The organism is Oribacterium sp. oral taxon 078 str. F0262 (genome assembly GCF_000160135.1).
Taxonomy (GTDB): domain Bacteria; phylum Bacillota; class Clostridia; order Lachnospirales; family Lachnospiraceae; genus Oribacterium.
Window position 1 is genome coordinate 394,628 of the sequence record NZ_GG729934.1, and the last position, 18,541, is coordinate 413,168.

Consider the following 18,541-nt stretch of genomic DNA (forward strand, 5'->3'; position numbering starts at 1 on the left):
GGGAAGGAATCCCCGATTTTTCGGTCCTATTGTAAACGAAAAGACCTCCTAATTCAAGCGGACTTGACAGAGGTCGTTAAAAATTTGACTATCACTCATCGCCCTGTCTTCCGCTCTCAGATGCTCCTCCGAAGCCCCTTCGGATAAATATTTTTTATGCGCCCGCCCCGGTATCTTCCAAAGCCCAGAGCGGCCCCTTCAAAGCAAAGAAGCATAAGCCCCCGATCCTTTTGGGAGAAGACGAGCTTCCTCTGCTTTTCCCCCTCCCGAAAGGAAAAGGAGGAGAGAAAGGAAGGGGGCTCCTTCATAAGATCCGGTCCACCCTGCTCCCCCTTGCCCCGGATCTCGGAGGGCTCCGCCCGAAGCTCCAGTCCCAGGAGATAGTCTCTGATTCTCGGGTCTCCCCTTCGAAGATTCAAATAGGGAAGAGGGAGATTCTCTCCGTGGGAGAGGGCATGCGCATATCGGAGCTCTCCCCCCTCCTCCTCTGCTGCGAGGAGACCGAGCCGGAGAACGCGAAGCCCCCGAAGCTCCGGCATGCTGTCCGGGACGAGATAGATCCTCCCTCCCATCCTTAAGAGCCTCCGGCCCGTTTTCCCGGGCAGGAGTCCGTCCTCCCCCTCTCTCCGGAAAATCGCAATATAATGCCCCTCCCCCGGTCCCCGCTGCGGATAGGTCCTCCTTTCAAAGCCCAGGCGGAGGAAGGGATATCCCGAGAGCAGAAAATCGCGCTGCCCTTCGTTCTCCCCTCTCTCGAAGGTGCAGGTCGAATAGCACAAAAGCCCTCCCGGGGAGAGCATGGAGACCGCGTTTCGAAGGATCTCCCTCTGCCGGGAAATACAGTGCTCCACATTTTCCGGACTCCACTCTGAAATCGCGTTCTCATCCTTTCGGAACATCCCCTCTCCGGAGCAGGGCGCGTCCACGAGGATCCGGCTGAAGTACTCCGGAAAATGCCGGGAGAGCCGGGCGCTGTCCTCATTTAAGACGGCGGCATTTTCTATCCCGAGCCGTTCTATATTGGAGGAAAGCGTCCGGGCCCTCTCCGGCACATATTCATTGCTGATCAGGATGCCTCCCTCTAAGAGGGAGAGCCGGTCCGCGGCCTGTCCCGACTTCCCGCCGGGACTTGCGCAAAGATCCAAAACGCGGTCGAAGGGACGAACCGAGAGGGCGGGAAGCGCCTGCATCGCCGATGGCTCCTGAAGATAGTAGAGCCCCGCCTCATGATAGGGATGGAGGCCCGGGCGGATGGACCTTTCTAAAAGCCTCCGCTCATCCAGGATGAATTCCCGGAAATACTCCTTTCCTTCGAAAAGCGCTGCATCACTCCCCGGGAGCGCTCGGAGTCCCCAGTCTGAGAGGAGGGTCTCGTAAACGGAGCGGGCGTCCTCCCCATAGAGGGAGAAAAGTCTGTGAAGACTCAGTCGAAGTCCCCGGACAGGGGGCTTCTCATAGCTTTTCAGAAAGCTCTCATACTCTTCCCTCTCTCCGAAAAGCCGCTCCATCCGCCTTCGAAACTCCGCCGGCAAAGCCCGCATGCTCTCCTCCCCCTCTCTGCTCTTCCTCGATCGCTGACAGCGGCTTTAAAAAGGCGGCATCGTGCCGCTATACCTTACGCCGCTTTCTTCTCCTTAAGGCGAAGAAGAGACGGCTGCCCTCCCGGGCTCTTGTCCCGGAACAGGTACCCGTCCCTGAAAAATCATTTTCTTTCTAAAGCTAAAAACGTCGCCGATGATTCTCTTAAAGCTCAATCCGGTAATCCGCGCTTCCCACTCCGTCCACGACGAAATAGGCGGCGTTTTGGTCCGCGACGATGTAGATCTCCACCCTCTTTGCGCCCGGCTTCACCTTCGCTGCCGCCTGCATTGCGCGCTTTCTGACATCCTCTTCGTCGATCTTCCGGCCGAAAAACTCAAAGCAGAGCTTCACCTTCGGGGCGCTCTTCTCCGCCTTTTCCGCGCTCTTTTCCTTCCCTGTCTTTGCCGCCGTCTTCCCGGCCGCATTCTTCTTCGCCCCGCTCTTCTTTTCCGGGGTCTTTTCGGATGGCTTTTTCTCCGCCTTTTCCGGCAGCTTCTCCGCCTTTTCCCCGGAGAGCTCTCTCGCGGCCTTCTTGATCTCCGCGAAGGACTCTCTCAAAGCCTCATCCTTTTCTCTGCCGCTCTTCTTATTCATAGCTCCCTCCTTCTGTAGTCGCTCTGCTGCCTGTTTTGAAAAAGCCTCGCATCAGGAAAAGTCCCTGCATCAAAGTTCCGGAGCAGGAAAAAGCTCTCCCGTCTTCGCCTGATCTCCCCGCGAAACGGAGCCGATCCGCCCCATGGCGAATCTGCCATACGTAAAAGTCGATGCTCCCCGCCCAAAATCTGTCTTCCCGACGGGACTTTTACAATAAATTATTATAGCTTTGTTCTTTTTCTTGTCAAGCGCGGCGGCCTTTTCCCGGGCATTTTGGAAGGCAATGAGCCGCGTGCTTTCCCCGGCGCTTTCTTTAGAGGAAGCTCAAGAGCTCCCGGAACAGTTCCCTCGCGGAGTCCAGCATTTTGTCGAAGGCTCCGAAGCGGTAGAGGCTGAGAAAGAGCATGCCGAGCGGGATGGCAAAGATCATGCCTCCGATCCCATAGAACTTAAAGCCCAGGTAGAGAAAAAGGAGAGTCAGGAGGGGAGGAAGCCCCATCGCGTCCCCCATGATCTTCGGCTGCAGGAACTGCCGCACGAGCTGCGTCATAAGATAGAGAAGAAGGAGCCAGAAGGCCTCCATGAATCTCTGGGAGAGAAGCTCCAGCGCGATCCAGGGCCAGAGGATGAATCCGACGCCAAAGAGAGGGAGAAAGTCCAAAAAGGCAATAAAAAGCGCGATCAATATGCCGTAGGGGATCCGCAGGAGAAAAAAGCCCGCGGAAAGGAGGAGGAAGACCAGCGCCATGATCTCAAGGTTTGCAAGAAGCCAGCCGTGGAGGATCTTCCAGGCATCCTGCCGGAGGAGGGAAAAGTAACGGCGGAAGCGCTCCGGGAGGAGCTCCCTTAGCCTTTTCAGGTAGCGCTCCCCGTCTTTGCAAAAGCAAAAGCCGGATAGGATCGTCACAACGAGATAGACGAGCAGGGTCGGAACGGATTTCACAAGATCCAGGGAGGCCGAAAAGGCGGGGCTGGAGAGCCTTCCGATCAGCTCCTCCCCGTAGGCATCGGAATTTGCGATGAGATTATCGATGATTCGATTGAGCTGATCCGGCATGCCAAAGAGGAGCTTCCTCCTCTCCCCGGCGAGGGCCCGGAGCGAAGTCAGAAGCCACTGCGCCATGTCCGGGAGTCTCCGGAGAAGAAGCTTCACAAAGTGAAGCCCCGCCGCGAGGAGCCAGTAGAGCAAAAAGCCGATCAGGGCGAGGAGCAGGATCATGATGACCGCGGAGGCATGCTGCCTCTTCATGAGGGGGCTCCTCCGGTTTAGAAGGCGGATGAGCGGCGACGCAAGAAGCGAGAGCAGTGCCCCTAGGAGAAAGGGAAAGAAAAAGACGAGGAGCTTCGGGAGAAGCAAAAATGCCCCCAGGAGAAAGAGGATGGGTACCAGGACATTTAGAATAAGCTGAAGTCTGTGATTCATGATTTCCTCCCTTCTCCGAGCTGCGCTTCCCCCTCCCCTCTCTCTCCCCGGGACAGGCAGAAGCGCTGAAAGGCAAAGTATAAAAGAGCCGTTGCGAAGAGGTAGAACCATACCGCGGGATTGGAAAACCAGGTCGTAAAAAAGGAAAACAGAAGGTAGAAGGAAAGCTGTGCCCGGAAGAGAAGGCCGAAGGGATTCCTCCCGGAGAGGGAATGGAGCAAAGCGGAGACAGAAGCGAGCAGGCACGAAAACAGCGCGACTCCGAAAAGCCCGAAATCGTACCAGCTGTCATAGAGGATGCTGAGCGTTGTGAGCTCCTTCTTCGTCACGAAATCCGGCCAGGCGAGCGGAAAAGTGAAAAAATATTTGATCCCGCTCAGGGTCAGGAAGGGGTAGAGCAGCTTCAAGCCGTGGGAATGCTCTCTGAGATGAAGCGTCATCTCATTGAAGTTGTCGTAGTTATTTGCGATATAGATATAGGGCTGACTGAGAAAGATGGGGAGATGATATTTCATCTCGAAGATCCCGTTTAAGTAGCGGATGGAATGCGCTCTCTCGATCGTAATCAGCACGTATACTGAAAGAGCGCCGAAAAAGAGAAGGAGGAGACGCCCCCGGGACAGCCTCTCTCCCAAAAGCAGCAGGCTAAAGAGAAGGAGGAAGAGCGAGAAGAGAAACTGAAAGCGGGAGACCAGGAGAATACTCAGAAAAAGCGGACAAAGCGCGCCAAAAAGGGCGAGCAGGCTCTTCCTTCCAAGCTCCCTCCGATAGAGCGCGGCCACAGAGGGGAGAAGGACATAGAGGGTTGTGAAGTAATGGATCGCCGGAAGGTGAAAATAGGAATAGGCGTGCGGCGTATTCACAGTAAAGAGCGGAATGAAGCGAAGCCTCCATGCCTCAAAGAGAAAGCAGGACAGAGAGAGTGCGAGGAGGGAAAGGATGCTGATGCGGTAAAAGGAAAGTCTCCTCTCCCGCTCTTCGCCGTCCGAATAAAGCGAGGGTTTTTCCCCTTTCTCTCTCCCTTCCCCCTCCTTTTCTCCCGCCCGGATTCTGCGGACCGCATAATAGCAAAGATAAAAGAGAAGGTATGCAAGGTAGAAGGAGAGCCAGGTCTCTTTGGTCCACGCCGTGGACAGGCGGCTCAGCTTAAGGCAGGCGATCCCCTCCCCCCCGATGAGTCCGAGCGCAAAAAGGGCCGCGGGAGAAAAGGATCCGTCCCTCCTCCGGTTCCTCTGAAAGAGGAAGAGCGCCGCTCCGATCAGACTCAGGGAAGCCAGCGGAAAAAGCCCCCTCCCCGTAAACAGCACAGCGAGGAGGGAGGCCGCCGTATAGAAAAAAAGATCCGAAAGATATCCGAAGTATTCCGATATTCTCTTCAAGAAGCTGTCGTGCCTTCCTTTCCTCCGGAAGAGCTCTCCGTCTCCTGTGTCCTGGAGGAGCTGCTCTCCTGTGTTTTCTGGGGAGAGCTGCTCTCCCGGCCTCTCTGAGAGGAGCTGCTCTCATGCGTCCTCGATGTCTCATGGCCCTTTGAGGAGGAACTGCTCTCTCTCGTCGTCCTCTGGGAGGAGCTGCTCTCCTCCGTGCTCTCAGCGCTTCCCGTCTCCGTGCTTCCCTGCGAAGAGGAGCTTTGCTCCGTGCTCATCGTATCCCTGGCACTGCTGCTCTCCGCAGTGCTCTCCGGACTCTCCGTGCTCCCTTCCGAGGAATTGCTCTTTGTCTCCGGTATCTTTTCGATCCGGATCGTGACAACGGCGTCCGTATTCTGATCCGCGAGCTTCACGCCGGATGGCAGAAGCTCCGAGATGCGAAAGCTCTTTGTGACATTGTCCATCGCGCCCGTGATGTCCACCGTGGGAAGCTCGAGGACCTGCAGCCCCTCCATCGTCTTACTGTCCCCGGAGAGCTGGACAGAGCTGGGGGAGACCGTGCTGCTCTCATATTGATATCCCGCCGCCGGAGATCCGATGACGGAGGAGAGAAGGTTCACGGACTTCTTTTTATAGACCTTCACCGTATAATTGATCTCCTCGGGGGAGACCGTCACATTCTTCAGTCCCTCGAGCGCCTTATTGTTCGCGTCATAGAATACAGGGCTCGCCTTTCCGCTCTGATTCTCCGAGAGCTGATCCACATCGACCCGGATCCCGACCGATGAGATCTGCCCTACCGCAGAGATCGGTCCCGATACCGTGACCGAGCTCGGATCGGTCTGGATCCCGGCGATCTCATAGCCTGTCGCGGCCTTTCCCTGCTCATGGCTCACGAGATCGAAGTGCTTCTTCTGGACGTCCTCCACTCTGACATGAATCACGGTGGGCTTCGGCGTCACATCCTGTATGATCCCGCTGTGATTTAAGACGCTGACATAGACCGGAACGGTCCCCGTGATCGAATAATCCTTTAAGTCAATATAGGCCTTGAAATCCGAGGAGCTGATAAGACTCCTCTGGTCAGAACGCACCTTGTAGCTTATCGTGACGCTGCCCCGGTCGATCTCCCAGGTCTTCGAATCCGCATTGAAAATGTCTTTATTCTCCACCTGAAGCTCCGCGAGGCAGCTGTCCTCGATCTCCGGCTTCGAGACATTGACGACGATCAGCCAGAGTACGAGGGCCAGCGCGACGCTGATCAGCTTAAGCCCCAGATTCTCCCGGAAAAATTTCATCGTTTCTCCTCCCTCCTTCGGAGAAAGGAGAGGCCGAGAAACGGGCGCTGTGCCCCCTTCTTCTCCTTTCTGTTGTCCGGAAGATAGCTGCGGAGCGTCTCCCTGTCCGGGATACGGATCAGTCTCCCCTGGAGTGTGACGGAGATCCCCCCCGTCTCCTCGGACACTACGACCGTCACGGCATCCGTGCTCTCGGAAATCCCGAGCGCCGCCCTGTGCCTCGTGCCGTAGGCCTTTGAGATCTCCGCCTCGGAGAGAGGAAGATAGCAGGTAGCGGCGGTCACAATATTGTGGGCGATCACCACCGCGCCGTCGTGAAGCGGCGTGTTCTTCTCGAAGATATTGATGAGGAGAGCCGCGCTTACGATGCCGTTGATCCGGATCCCGGTGTCCTCGATCTCGCGGAGGGACTGCTTCTGCTCCAGCACGATGAGGGCCCCCGTCTTCTTCTTTGCCATCTCAAAGCATGCCGTCACGATCTCTTCCACCGTATTTTGGCTGTTGTCCGTGCTGATCTGCTCCGGGAAAATCTTTGCGAAAAAATCCCGGGAGCCAAGCTGCTCCAGAGCCTTCCGAAGCTCCGGCTGAAAGATCACAACGGCCGCGATGATAGCCGCGGTCGAGATCCGTTCGATCAGCCAGACGATCGTGCTCAGCCGGAAGATAACGGCAAAAGCCGTGAAGGTGAAAATCACAAGGATTCCCTTCAGAAGCTGCCAGGCCCTGGTATTTTTGATCCAGAGAAGACAGATGTAGATGAAGTAGGAAAGGATGATGATCTCCAGAACACTCGTCTTCGTAAAGGGCGGCAGGAGGCTGAGCCAGCTGTGAAGTACCGCAAATCTATCCAACAATTTCCGCTCCTTTCTCCTCTTCCTCCTCATCCTCGTCCTCTCTCTCCTCCTCTTTGGAGGGAGAAGGGAAGGGAGCGGGCGGACGGCGCTTTGGCACGGCCTTTACATAATAAAAATACTCATCATCCTCGAAGGAAAGCCGTTCCGCCGCACGAAAATCCGCATCGTGAAAGAAAAGCGTCAGGAAGCAGGAAAGAGCGACGGAAAAGAGGAGAGAGAGCAAAAAGCCGGGCGCAGAGATCGAGATGAGCCCCTTCCGGGAGCCCGCGAAGACAAAGAGCAGAAGCGCCGAGAAGCCGGCGCCCACTGCGGTGTACCAGGAATTTCGAAAGCTCATATTCCGGATCGTATAGATTAAGAGCATGGCAATCACCATGGAAAAGATCATAAGGAGCATGCCCCTGTCCTCGAAAAAGCCGAGGAAGATCTCCGCCATCTGGTTTACGAGCTTCTCCGGTTCGCTCTCCAGCGTGACCTTCCCGGCATTTGCCGCGAGAAAGCGAAGGAAATAATAGGAAAAGGTCCCGAGGGCCAGCGGCGCAAAGGACATAAGACCGAAGAAAAGTCCGCAGAGCGCCGGGGCGAGATAGGGGATTTTCAGGCCAAAAAGAAGCGGAACCAGGGCGATGAGCTCCGCGTGTCCCCCGCGAAAGGCCGTCTGAAAGAGCAGGATCATAAGGAATACGAAGGCCGCCGCCAGCATAAAAAAAAGTGAGACTCGGTAGAGATCCGCCAGGATCAAAGCCCCCGCAAAGAGGGGAACCGCCCCCCAGGGGAGAAAGAAGCAAAGCCCGGACAAAAGGAGGAGAAGCAGCGGATTTCCGGAAGCTCCCCCGTGCCCGAAGACAGCATTTACAGAAAAGAAACTAAGCGCGGCAAAAAACGCGCGGAAAAGCGGGAGCAGCCAGTAGTCCTGCTTTTGGTAAAAGTCCTGCACCCTCTCTCTGAAAAGCAAAAACTCTGTCATCCTCCACCTCTCATCCCAAGCCTCATCCCCGCGGAGCAAGCCCCGCAGACTTCGCGCTTATTCCTCTCCTCTTCTCCGGCCGCTGCTCTTCTTATCCGTGCTGCCCTGCATCCTCCTGGAGACCTGCGGTGTGAACTGAAGCTCTCCCGCAGGAGCGCGCAGCTCCTCCCGGCTCTCCTCCTCTGTGAGCTCTCCCGCGCCCTTCTCAGTCTGCTCCCGGACTTCCTCCCCCGGAGACTCTTCTTCTGAGAGCTCCTCCAGCGAAAGCTCTGAAGATGCTCCCTGCTCCGAAGGGAAGAGATCCGGGGAAGCCTCCTCTTCTCCCGGGGGGGACGCGGGAAGAGCGTCCTCCGTCTCCTCTAGCTCCAGGAGACGCTCCAGCTCGTCCAGATAGCGATCCCCCAGTCTTTGGATTCTGTCATAGTAATTTGCCGACAGAGCCGCGGCTGCGACCACGGCGGCAGAAAGCCCCAGGAGATAGAGAAGCAGGATTCCTCTTCCCAGAGATAAAAGGAAATCCGGGTTCAGACTTTCAAAGATCATGTTGATCTTCAAGAGAAGGACGAACGATGCCACGAGAAGAAAGCAGAGGCTGTAGTGCAGAGCCGCTCTTAGGATGCGGTTTGAGATATAGTCCGCCTTATAATAGCGGCTGATCCTTGGGACATCTCTCCCCTCTCTCTTTTCAAAGATGGAAAGCCGCGCCATCATGCGGATCTTTTCCTGATTCAGCATCCCCTCTCCTCTTTCCTTCCCTCTCCTCTTTCCTCTCCCAAAAGTCCGGTGAGGACCTTTCCTAATAGCCTCTCGCCCCTCTCGCTCTCTCCGCATAGGGGGAATCCGGATGCTCTCCGACGATCTGATCAAAGAGCTTGTTGGCGTTTTCCGTGTCCCCCATCCTCTGATACAGCCTCGCAAGAAGATACATATTCGCGGGATCGCTCCGGAGCTGTACGCTGAGCTGATAATAGGCGCGCGCCTGCTGCAGACTTCCCGAATTCCACGCCTTGGTTCCGAGATCCGCCAGGCGCTGGTAGACCGATCCCTCCATATAGGACTTGATGCCCGAGAACATGGAGAGCAGGCTCTCATCCGTAATGCTGGCCGGATCGAGCTGGGTATAGAGCTCCGCGGCGGTCACGAGATCGCCGCTCTGATAGGAGGCACTGATCTTCGTGAGCGTCTGATACTGCGATTTGAAGGAGGCATTCTGATTTTCATAGCTGTCGAGCTGAGATCTCGCATCGTCGTACTGAGACTGCAGCTGATCTCTCTCGGACTGCAGGGAATTCAGCTGGCTGTTCGCCGCATCGAGCTTCTCCGTATAGAGGATCAGCTCCTGGTTCTTCCCCGCGTTCAGGGAACGGGTATAGGCGGGAAGGATGAGGAGCTTGAAGCAGAGGATCGCGAGCCCGAAGCCGAGCAGGACATAGAGCAGGACATTCCAGAGGGAGACCTGCCGCACCTCCCTGGGGATGAGTACATCGTCGTCTGTCATCTGCCGGTGGGAGAAAGCATTTCGAAGGCGGTTCGCCTCCACCTCCGCCCGCCCGGTCCTCTGCTTGACCTCGTCCATCAGGACCAGGGCCTTCGGATTATTCCTGTCGATCTTCAGAACGGTGTAGAGGCTCCTTCCCGCCTTCACAAAGACCTCTCTCTTCATATAGAGAAGAGAGAGCAGGATATGGGCCTTCACATAGTTCGGGCAGTCCTGAATCACCTGATTGAGCTGCATCACCGCGAGATCTTCGTTATTGTGCTGGGCATAGTCCAGCGCCTGATTATAGCGATGCACATTGTCCGAGCAGATTCGCAGGATTGCGGGCTTTCTCTGAATCTCATCGAGATAATGGTCCGCGATATTGTCATCCGGGAGGAGATTCATGCTGATGATCCACTGCACCAGCGCATCGGCGGTCTCTCCGCACTCAAAAAAGATCAGGCCGAGCAGATTCCGCGCATCCTTTTGGTATTTATCAAAGAGCAGGGCGCGCTTCAGAAGCTCCGCGGCGCCGGAAAGGTCCCGGAGCCGCGCCCTCTCCAGACCCAGATTGTAATAGCAGTTGGCGATGCGCTCCAGGGTGACATCATATTTCATCGGATCCCTTCATCCCTCTTTATGGCTTCCTCGATGAGCTGTGTCATGATATCGTTCATGTCGGTCAGATCCACCTTTACGATCGCGTCCTCGATCTGATCCACATCGAGACTGGGCTTAAATCTCTGGATTTCTTCTTCAAAATTTATCATGATGCCTCTTCGCTTTTCAGTATCATTTCAGGAAGACGCGCTATGATCTGGCAGAAGACAGAGCCTCTGCAGAGCCGCTTGACAGTCCCGCCCTTCTTCCCTTACAATCAGTCGCGTTATGCTCTTTCCGCGCCCTGGAAATCCCTCCACAGCGCGCTCCCTTTCAAACTATTGAGATAGTGTAGCACAAGAAAATATATCCTTCAAGTAAACGGACAGGATTCGTCAGACGGCGAATCGACTCTTATAAGGAAAAAACATGGAAAATCTCGTAAGCTTTCTGATCTCGAAGCTGGGCGCTGTGCTCTCAAAGGAGCTCCTCGTCTTTCTCATATCCCTGATGCCGGTGCTGGAGCTCCGGGGCGGGCTGCTCGCGGCCTCTGTCCTGAGGCTGAACTATCCGCTCGCCCTCCTCCTCTGTATCGCGGGAAACCTTCTTCCGATCCCCCTCGTCCTTCTCTTCATCGAGCGCTTTGTCAACTTCCTGGAGCGCTTTCCCATAAGCAAAAATCTCGCGCTCTGGTTTCGAAGGAAGGTGGAAAAGAAGAGAGCGTCGATTGAGCGCTATGACTTTTGGGGTCTGGTACTCTTTGTGGGCATCCCTCTCCCCGGAACCGGAGCCTGGACCGGCGCCCTTGCCGCCGGCATCCTCAGGATGAAGCGGAAAAAGGCATTTCTTGCGATCCTCTGCGGCGTAATGCTCGCATCGCTGATCATGTCTCTTCTAAGCTACGGTCTTCTCGGGGCGATCCTCAACGCTGCCTCTTAGGCACAATCCGTAAAGGATCCAAGAGCGCGGGGATTTCTCCGCGCTCTTTTGGGATCTCTCGCCCCCGTTCTCCCGTAAATTCCCCGGGCTTCTCCGGAGATTTCCCGGGCTCTTTCCTTCCGGAGATTTCCCGAGCCCTTCCGGGGAATTTTTTATGCTCGGCTCATTCCTTCTCCCCGAGCTTATCTTTTTTGGATATATCCGAGCTTTACCAGCATCTCCGCGGACTCCACGCCGCCTCCCGCCGCGCCGCGGAGCGTGTTGTGACTGAGCCCCACAAACTTCCAGTCGTAGAGCCTGTCCTCCCGAAGTCTTCCGATCGAGATGCCCATTCCCCCTTCAAAGTCGACATCCTTTTTGACCTGCGGCCGGTCCTCCTCCGTAAGGTAGCGGATGAACTGCTTCGGAGCGCTGGGGAGCGCATATTCCTGGGGAAGCCCCCGGTAGCTCTGCAGCTTCTCGATGAGCTCTTCCTTTGTGACCTTCTTTCGGAAGTTCACAAATACAGCGGCCGTATGTCCGTTCAGAATCGGAACCCGGAAGCACTGGGAGCTGATCTTTGGGGACTCAGCGGGGACGATTTTCCCGCCTTCGATTCTCCCGAAGATCCGAAGCGGCTCAAGCTCTGACTTTTCCTCCTCCCCCCCGATATAGGGGATGATGTTCCCCCGCATCTCCGGCCAGCTCTCGAAGGTTTTTCCGGCGCCGGAAATCGCCTGATAGGTCGTGACGACCAGCTCATAGGGCTCGAATTCCCTCCAGGCAAAGATCGCCGGCGTATAGGACTGGATGGAGCAGTTCGGCTTCACCGCGATAAAGCCCCGCTCTGTGCCAAGCCGCCTCCTCTGCGCTTCGATAATCCCATAGTGCTCCGGGTTTAGCTCCGGGACCACCATCGGGACATCCTCCGTCCAGCGGTGCGCGGAATTGTTGGAGATGACGGGGACCTCCGCCCTCGCGTAATCCTCCTCTATCCTTCGGATCTCCTCCTTCTTCATATCGACCGCGGAAAAGACCAGGTCCAGCTCCGGGGCGAGCTCCGAGACCCGGGACACATCCTTTAATATAAAATCCCCGAGCTTTTCCGGCATCGGAAGCTCAAGCTTCCAGCGGTCCCGCACTGCGTCTCCATAGCGGCTTCCCGCAGAGCGCGGGGAGGCCGCGAGGACCTTGATCTCAAACCAGGGGTGATCCGCGAGCAGGGCGGCGAAGCGCTGTCCCACCATGCCGGTCGCACCGAGAATTCCTACCTTGAATTTTTCCATGGTATTTCCCTATCCTTTCAAAAAGAGTCCAAAGACTCATACTTCCAGGCGCCGGGCAGAAAAAGCGGGCTCTCCCGCTCTCAGTGCTTTGCCCCTCTTCCCCCCCTGTGACTCTGTTTTAAGCGGCTCAGCATGAGCTCTCCCTTTTCCGTGGAAAGCCTCTCAGACCCCGGGGCGATCAACAGGGCCGAGCGGATCCTGTCGCCTCTCCCGAGCTTCATGGAGAGCACTCCCTTCGCATTTTTCTTCTGGAGAGGCAGCTCCTTGATCGGGAAGCGAAGGAAATAGGAGGCCTCCGATTGAAGAACGAGATCCTCTTCGCTCTCGCCCGGAACGGAAAGGACGGACGCCACGCGGTCCCCCTCCTGCAGCTTCGTCGCAGAGACGAGTCGGTTTGCGGTGTCGAATTCCTCCGAGGGAACCCGCTTTGCAAGACCCATCTGACTGACAAAGAGAAGCTCCTTTCCGGACAGCTCCGCCTTCGCCGCTGCGAAGAGGATTTCCTCCTCGGAAGCGGAATACTTACTGATATTGTCGATCGGCACTCCCTTGTCCCGGAATTTCCCGAGCGGCACATCGAGGAGTCGGATCTGATGGAGTCTCCCCTGATCTGTGAAAAGGAGAATGCGGTCCGTATTTTTGCAGGGAATCAGGAAGCGGCTCTCGGAGAGAAGCGCCTCCTGATTTCTCTGATAGACCGTCTCATCGAGAAGCTTCACATAGCCGAAGCGGTCCTGTACATAGACGACCTGCATCTCCTCCACGGCGGACTCGTCATAGACCGCATCCTTCCCGTCCTCAAGGAGAGTCCTTCTCGGGACAAAATAGCGCTCCCGAATCTCGGAAAGCTCCTGCGCGAGAAGCTCATTGGCCCTCTCCCTCGAGCTCAGGATCCCCCGGTACTCCTTGATGCTTTTCAGGCTCTCCCGATACTCCCTCTGGAGTGCCAAAAGCTCAAGCCCGATCAGCTTGGAGAGCTTCATGTCCAGGATCGCCTGCGCCTGGCGCTCCGTAAAGTGAAAGTCACGGATCTGCTCCCGGTATTCCCGATCCCTCTCCCGAAGGCGAATCCCCTCCGAGCCCTCGCCCATCAGTGCCTTCTTCGCCTCCTCCTGCTTCTGTGAGCTCCGAAGGAGCGCGATAATCGCGTCGATGCAGTCGACCGCCCGGATCAATCCCTCCTGGATCTCCTTTCGAAGGAGCTCCTTTTCGAGAAGCTTTTGGTACTTTTGCTCGATCAGCTGGTACTGAAAGCTGAGATATTCCCGGAGTATCCCCCGAAGGGACAGAACCTCCGGCCTCCCCTTTACGATGGCGAGCATGTTTACGCCAAAGCTGTCCTCAAGCTTCGTCTTCTTATAGAGGATATTCGTGATCCTGTCAATATCCGCGCCGCTCTTTAGCTCGAGGACGATCCGGATGCCGTCCTTATCGGACTGATTCGAGATATCCGTGATCTCCGGGAGCTTCTTCTCCTCCACGAGGGCCGCCGTGTCCTGCATGAATTTCATGATGCCCTGGCCGATCATCGTATAGGGGATCTCCGTGACGATCAGCTTGTCCTTATCGCTCCTTCCCTTCCTCTTCTCAAAGACGAGCTTCCCCCGGAGCTTGAGCTTCCCGCTCCCCGTCCGGTAGATGTCGAGAAGCTCCGAGCGGTTTGCGATGATGCCCCCTGTCGGAAAGTCCGGCCCCGGAAGGTAATGGAGCATCTCCCGGGTCTCCATCGCGGGATTCTTCAGATAGGCCAGTACGAGATCGATGATCTCCGAGAGATTATGCGAGGGGGCGGAGGTCGTCATGCCGACCGCGATCCCCTCCGAGCCGTTCAGAAGAAAATAGGGAATTCTCGCAGGGAGCACCTCCGGCTCCCGGAGCTTCTCATCGTAATTAGGCTGAAAGGGGACCGTCGTCTCCAGATCCCGAAGCATCACCTCATCCGTGAAGCGCTGCAGTCTCGCCTCCGTATATCTCGGCGCGGCCGCGGAGTCCCCCTCGATGGAGCCGAAGTTTCCCTGCCCCTGGACGAGGGGCTGCATCCTCTTAAAGTCCTGCGCGAGCACCACGAGAGTCTCATAGATCGAGGCATCGCCGTGGGGATGATATTTTCCCATGGTGTCGCCGCAGATCCTGGCGGATTTCAGAGTCGGGCGGTCGCTGTGGACGTGCAGCTCATTCATATCATAGAGCACCCGCCTCTGCACCGGCTTTAAGCCGTCCCGGATATCCGGCACCGCGCGGGAAGTGATGACGCTCATGGAATAATCCAGATAGGATTTCTGCATCTCCTCCGAAAATTCCGTCGTCAATATCTTTTCTGCCATATCCTCTCTCCTGTCCCGGGCTTAGGCGTCAATCGTCGCCTCTCTCGCATGCTCATAAATAAATTCCCGCCTCGGTCCGACCTCCGTGCCCATCAGCATTCCCGTCACCTCGGAGGCGAGCCGCGCGTCCTCGATCTCCACGCGCTTTAAGACCCGGTTCTCCGGATTGAGCGTCGTCTCCCAAAGCTCTGAGGGATCCATCTCCCCAAGACCCTTGAAGCGCTTGATCTCATAGCTCCCCTCCCGATGCTTCTCCCGGTAGCGAAGCAGGGCCTTGTCGTCGTAGAGGTACTCCGCCTTCTCCTTCTTCGCACTGGGTGTCGCGAGATAAAGGGGCGGCATGGAGACATAGACATGTCCCTCCCGGATGAGATCCGGCATGAAGCGATAGAAAAAGGTCAGAAGCAGCGTATCGATGTGGCTGCCGTCCACGTCGGCATCGGTCATCAGGATGATCTTATGGTAGCGGAGCTTTGAGATGTCGAAGTCATTTCCGTAGCCCTCCGAGAAGCCGCAGCCGAAGGCATTGATCATCGTCTTGATCTCCGCATTCGCGAGCACCTTGTCGATGGAGGCCTTTTCGACATTCAGGATCTTTCCCCGAAGCGGCAGGATTGCCTGCGTATTCCGATCCCTCGAGCTCTTCGCGGAGCCCCCGGCGGAGTCCCCCTCCACGATGAAGATCTCGCAGTTCTCCGGCTCCCTGGAGATGCAGTTTGCGAGCTTTCCGTTGGAATCAAAGCTGTACTTCGATTTCGAGAGGAGATTGGTCTTGGCCTTCTCCTCCTGCCTCCGTATCCTCGCAGACTTTTCCGCGCAGCCGATGATCGCCTTTACGACCTCGATATTCCGGTCGAAATAATGCGAGAGCTCCTCCCCTGCGATGGCGGCGACATGCTTCGCCGCGTCTAGACTCGCAAGCTTGGTCTTCGTCTGTCCCTCAAAGATCGGCTCCGGATACTTCAGCGCAATGACGGCGGTCATGCCGTTTCGGGTATCCGCCCCCGTAAAGTTCGGATCCTTCTCCTTCAAAAGTCCGAGCTCCCTGGCATAGCCGTTGATGAGCTGCGTGAATTTCGTCTTAAAGCCGACGATATGCGTCCCGCCCTCCTGGGTGTAGATATCGTTGCAGAAGCCGAGGATATTCTCCTCAAAGGAGTCCGTGAACTGAATGCAGCACTCAAGCTCTGTGTTCTCCGCCCTTCCCCGGAAGTAAATCTCCGGGCTCACGGCCTCCCCGCAGTCCCGGTCGAGATCTCTGACGAAGGCCCTGAGTCCCTCCGGTTCGTGGTAGTCGGCGAGGATCTCCTCCTCTCCCCTCCTGTCACAGTAGTGGATGCTCAGCTCCGGATTCAGATAGGCGGTCTCATGGAGCCTGGACATCAGCCACTCCGCCCGAAACTGTGTCTTCTCAAAGATCTCCGGATCCGGGATAAAACGGATCTCCGTCCCCTTCTCCCTGGTCTTTCCGATCACGGGCGGCATGCCGTCCGAAAGCTCCTTCGTCGGGATGCCGCGGCTGTACTCATCCTCATAGATTTTCCCGTCCTGGAAGACACGGATCCGCATATAGGAGGAAAGCGCATTCACGACAGAGGAGCCCACGCCGTGCAGCCCTCCGGAAATCTTATAGGAGGAGGCGTTGAACTTCCCGCCCGCATGGAGAGTCGTCATCACGACCCGCTCCGCGGAGACCCCCTTTTTATGGATCCCCACAGGGATGCCGCGGCCGTTATCCCGAACCGTGCAGGAGCCGTCCGAATCCAGCGTGACCCAGATCTTTGTGCAGTAGCCCGCGAGATGCTCATCCACGGAATTATCCAGGATCTCATAGATCAGGTGGTTCAGACCCTTCGTGCCGACGGAGCCGATATACATCCCCGGCCTCCTCCGCACGGCCTCGAGCCCCTCCAGCACGGTGATACTGTCCGCATTGTACTTCTCTGCCATGAAACCCCTCGCCCTCCATTTCCAGTTTCTCTTTCGGCGGCTATAATAGCATACATCTGTTTTCTTTTTCAAGCGCTTTTCTGCTCCATGCCCCTCGCCTCAGTCCTTTTTCGGATCCTGATAGCCGTTCGGATTTTTCTTCTGCCAGTTCCAGGAGTCCCGGCACATCGCGTCGAGATCGAACTCCGCCTTCCATCCCAGCTCCCGAAGCGCCTTTTCGGGGCTCGAATAGCATACCGCGATATCCCCCTCCCTCCTGGGCTTTATCTCATAGGGAAGCTCCTTCCCGCAGGCCTTCTCAAAGGCGCGGATCACCTCGAAAACGGAGTAGCCCCTGCCGGTCCCGAGATTGCACACAAAGACTCCGTCCTTCTTCTTAAGGCGTTCCAGCGCATGGACATGTCCTCTTGCGAGATCCACGACATGGATATAGTCTCGGACCCCGCTCCCGTCCGGCGTCGGATAATCCGCTCCGAAGACCTGGATCTTCGGCAGTCTTCCGATCGCGACCTGAGAAACATAGGGGAGGAGATTATTCGGAATCCCCTTCGGGTCCTCTCCGATCAGCCCGGAGCGATGGGCCCCGATCGGATTAAAGTAGCGGAGAAGAATCACATTCCACTCCGGGTGCGCCGTGTGGATATCCGTGAGAATCTGCTCCTGCATCCACTTCGTCCAGCCGTAGGGATTGGTACAGAGCCCCTTCGGACAGCTTTCCGTAATCGGAATCTCGGCGGGATCCCCATAGACTGTCGCGGAGGAGGAAAAAATGATGTTCCTGCACCCATGCCTCTGCATCACATCCGTGAGATTCAAAAGCCCCCCGATGTTCGTCCCGTAATATTCCATCGGCTTTCTGACAGATTCCCCGACGGCCTTCAGCCCCGCGAAATGGATCAGCGCCGAAATATCCGGATTCTCCTGAAAGACCCTCTCCACTCCCTCCTTATCCCGCATATCGACCCGGTAGAATTTCACCGCCTTCCCCGTGATCTCACGGATTCTCTCCACCGCCTTCTCACTGGAATTATAGAGATTGTCCAGGATAATCACCTTATAATCTCTCTGAAGAAGCTCTACGCAGGTATGCGTTCCGATATAGCCGGCCCCTCCGCTCACAAGTATCGTCATCCTCTTCTCCTTTCTCTCAAGGAAACGCGCCATACTCCCAAGGGAATATTCGGCGCGTTTCTCAGAGGGCGGCAGAAAATCCGCCCCTATTCCAAAGACATCCATTCGGCAGCGCGACTACGCCTCTAAGAGCCTCCCGCTCTCCAGCGTCATCACCCTGTCGCAGAGCTCATCCAGCTCTCCGCTTCGATGGCTCGTCAGGATCACTGCGCTTCCGCGCTCCCGGAAATGCCGGATGAGAGCCAGAATCCGTTCCGCGGACTCATCATCACTTCCGACGGTCGGCTCATCGAGGAGCAGAAGCTCCGGCGTCCCCATAAGAGCGCTGGCGAGGTGAACTCTCCGCTTCATGCCGCCGGAGAGCTCCGACACAAGATTTTTCTCTCTCCCCGAAAGTCCGAGCCGATCGAGCAGCCAGCGGCATCTCGGCCGGATTTGCTCCGCCCGGAGGGAGAGCGCCGCCCCATAGAAGTGCAGATTTTCCGAGACCGTGAGCTCCTCATAGAGAGAGAGCTCCTGCGGGAGATAGGAAATCCCCCGCTTCTCCGCTCCCCGGTAGAGAAGCTCTCCGCTGTCCGGCTTCCTCACGGCGGCGATGATCTGGAGCAGCGTGCTCTTCCCCGCCCCGTTTCTCCCTCGTATTCCCAGGATTTCTCCCCGGAAAAGACGGAGAGACAGCCCGGACAGCACCGCCCTGTCTTCTCCTCCCTTCCGGCACTTCCCGCGGTATCCCTTCCTAAGGTCCCGGATCTCCAGAAGCTCCTCCAC

Annotated in this window: 16 protein-coding genes; 1 reads left to right on the forward strand and 15 read right to left on the reverse strand. The window is 56.6% G+C overall.

Annotated elements, in window-relative coordinates:
- Positions 1 to 116: 116 nt before the first annotated feature.
- The 10 genes from GCWU000341_RS05555 to GCWU000341_RS13745 form a co-directional block, all read right to left on the reverse strand.
- Positions 117 to 1,541, reverse strand: coding sequence for a methyltransferase RsmF C-terminal domain-like protein (locus GCWU000341_RS05555; RefSeq protein ID WP_009214830.1), 1,425 nt, complete (start codon positions 1,539 to 1,541; stop codon positions 117 to 119).
- A gap of 202 nt (positions 1,542 to 1,743) precedes the next feature.
- On the reverse strand, positions 1,744 to 2,175 hold the full coding sequence (locus tag GCWU000341_RS05560) for a DUF6465 family protein (protein WP_009214832.1): 432 nt from the start codon (positions 2,173 to 2,175) through the stop codon (positions 1,744 to 1,746).
- 313 nt (positions 2,176 to 2,488) lie between these two features.
- Entirely contained in the window at positions 2,489 to 3,598 is a 1,110-nt protein-coding gene (gene ytvI, locus GCWU000341_RS05565) for a sporulation integral membrane protein YtvI (protein ID WP_009214833.1), read from the reverse strand.
- Positions 3,595 to 4,977, reverse strand: coding sequence for an O-antigen polymerase (locus tag GCWU000341_RS05570; RefSeq protein ID WP_009214834.1), 1,383 nt, complete (start codon positions 4,975 to 4,977; stop codon positions 3,595 to 3,597). Before GCWU000341_RS05570 ends, ytvI begins: the two co-directional genes overlap by 4 nt.
- Positions 4,974 to 6,263 carry a CdaR family protein gene (locus GCWU000341_RS05575; protein WP_009214835.1) on the reverse strand — a complete coding sequence of 430 codons (1,290 nt, stop codon included), beginning with the start codon at positions 6,261 to 6,263 and terminating at the stop codon, positions 4,974 to 4,976. Before GCWU000341_RS05575 ends, GCWU000341_RS05570 begins: the two co-directional genes overlap by 4 nt.
- Positions 6,260 to 7,117, reverse strand: coding sequence for a diadenylate cyclase CdaA (gene cdaA / locus GCWU000341_RS05580; RefSeq protein ID WP_442852099.1), 858 nt, complete (start codon positions 7,115 to 7,117; stop codon positions 6,260 to 6,262). The genes GCWU000341_RS05575 and cdaA overlap by 4 nt, the downstream gene beginning before the upstream one ends.
- A complete protein-coding gene (locus GCWU000341_RS05585) occupies positions 7,107 to 8,084 on the reverse strand; it encodes a hypothetical protein (RefSeq protein ID WP_155812663.1) in 978 nt (325 codons plus the stop codon). The genes cdaA and GCWU000341_RS05585 overlap by 11 nt, the downstream gene beginning before the upstream one ends.
- A 57-nt stretch (positions 8,085 to 8,141) precedes the next feature.
- Positions 8,142 to 8,819 carry a hypothetical protein gene (locus tag GCWU000341_RS12610; protein WP_155812665.1) on the reverse strand — a complete coding sequence of 226 codons (678 nt, stop codon included), beginning with the start codon at positions 8,817 to 8,819 and terminating at the stop codon, positions 8,142 to 8,144.
- A gap of 61 nt (positions 8,820 to 8,880) precedes the next feature.
- Positions 8,881 to 10,182, reverse strand: a complete 1,302-nt coding sequence (locus GCWU000341_RS05595) for a tetratricopeptide repeat protein (RefSeq protein WP_009214839.1) — start codon at positions 10,180 to 10,182, stop codon at positions 8,881 to 8,883.
- On the reverse strand, positions 10,179 to 10,334 hold the full coding sequence (locus GCWU000341_RS13745; protein WP_009214840.1) for a hypothetical protein: 156 nt from the start codon (positions 10,332 to 10,334) through the stop codon (positions 10,179 to 10,181). Before GCWU000341_RS13745 ends, GCWU000341_RS05595 begins: the two co-directional genes overlap by 4 nt.
- A 259-nt stretch (positions 10,335 to 10,593) precedes the next feature.
- Between GCWU000341_RS13745 and GCWU000341_RS05600 the strand changes: the two genes are divergently transcribed.
- Positions 10,594 to 11,103: a COG2426 family protein gene (locus GCWU000341_RS05600; RefSeq protein ID WP_009214842.1), complete on the forward strand. Its 510-nt coding sequence runs from the start codon at positions 10,594 to 10,596 to the stop codon at positions 11,101 to 11,103.
- Between the two features lie 182 nt (positions 11,104 to 11,285).
- Here the strand turns inward: GCWU000341_RS05600 and asd are convergent, their stop codons facing one another.
- The 5 genes from asd to GCWU000341_RS05625 form a co-directional block, all read right to left on the reverse strand.
- Positions 11,286 to 12,368 carry an aspartate-semialdehyde dehydrogenase gene (gene asd / locus GCWU000341_RS05605; RefSeq protein ID WP_009214843.1) on the reverse strand — a complete coding sequence of 361 codons (1,083 nt, stop codon included), beginning with the start codon at positions 12,366 to 12,368 and terminating at the stop codon, positions 11,286 to 11,288.
- Between the two features lie 80 nt (positions 12,369 to 12,448).
- Positions 12,449 to 14,692, reverse strand: a complete 2,244-nt coding sequence (locus tag GCWU000341_RS05610; protein WP_009214844.1) for a DNA gyrase/topoisomerase IV subunit A — start codon at positions 14,690 to 14,692, stop codon at positions 12,449 to 12,451.
- Between the two features lie 21 nt (positions 14,693 to 14,713).
- On the reverse strand, positions 14,714 to 16,642 hold the full coding sequence (locus GCWU000341_RS05615; RefSeq protein WP_009214845.1) for a DNA gyrase/topoisomerase IV subunit B: 1,929 nt from the start codon (positions 16,640 to 16,642) through the stop codon (positions 14,714 to 14,716).
- A 99-nt stretch (positions 16,643 to 16,741) separates the two neighbouring features.
- A complete protein-coding gene (gene galE / locus GCWU000341_RS05620; protein ID WP_040653724.1) occupies positions 16,742 to 17,773 on the reverse strand; it encodes a UDP-glucose 4-epimerase GalE in 1,032 nt (343 codons plus the stop codon).
- Positions 17,774 to 17,890: 117 nt separating this feature from the next.
- Positions 17,891 to 18,541 carry an ABC transporter ATP-binding protein gene (locus GCWU000341_RS05625; protein ID WP_009214847.1) on the reverse strand — a complete coding sequence of 217 codons (651 nt, stop codon included), beginning with the start codon at positions 18,539 to 18,541 and terminating at the stop codon, positions 17,891 to 17,893.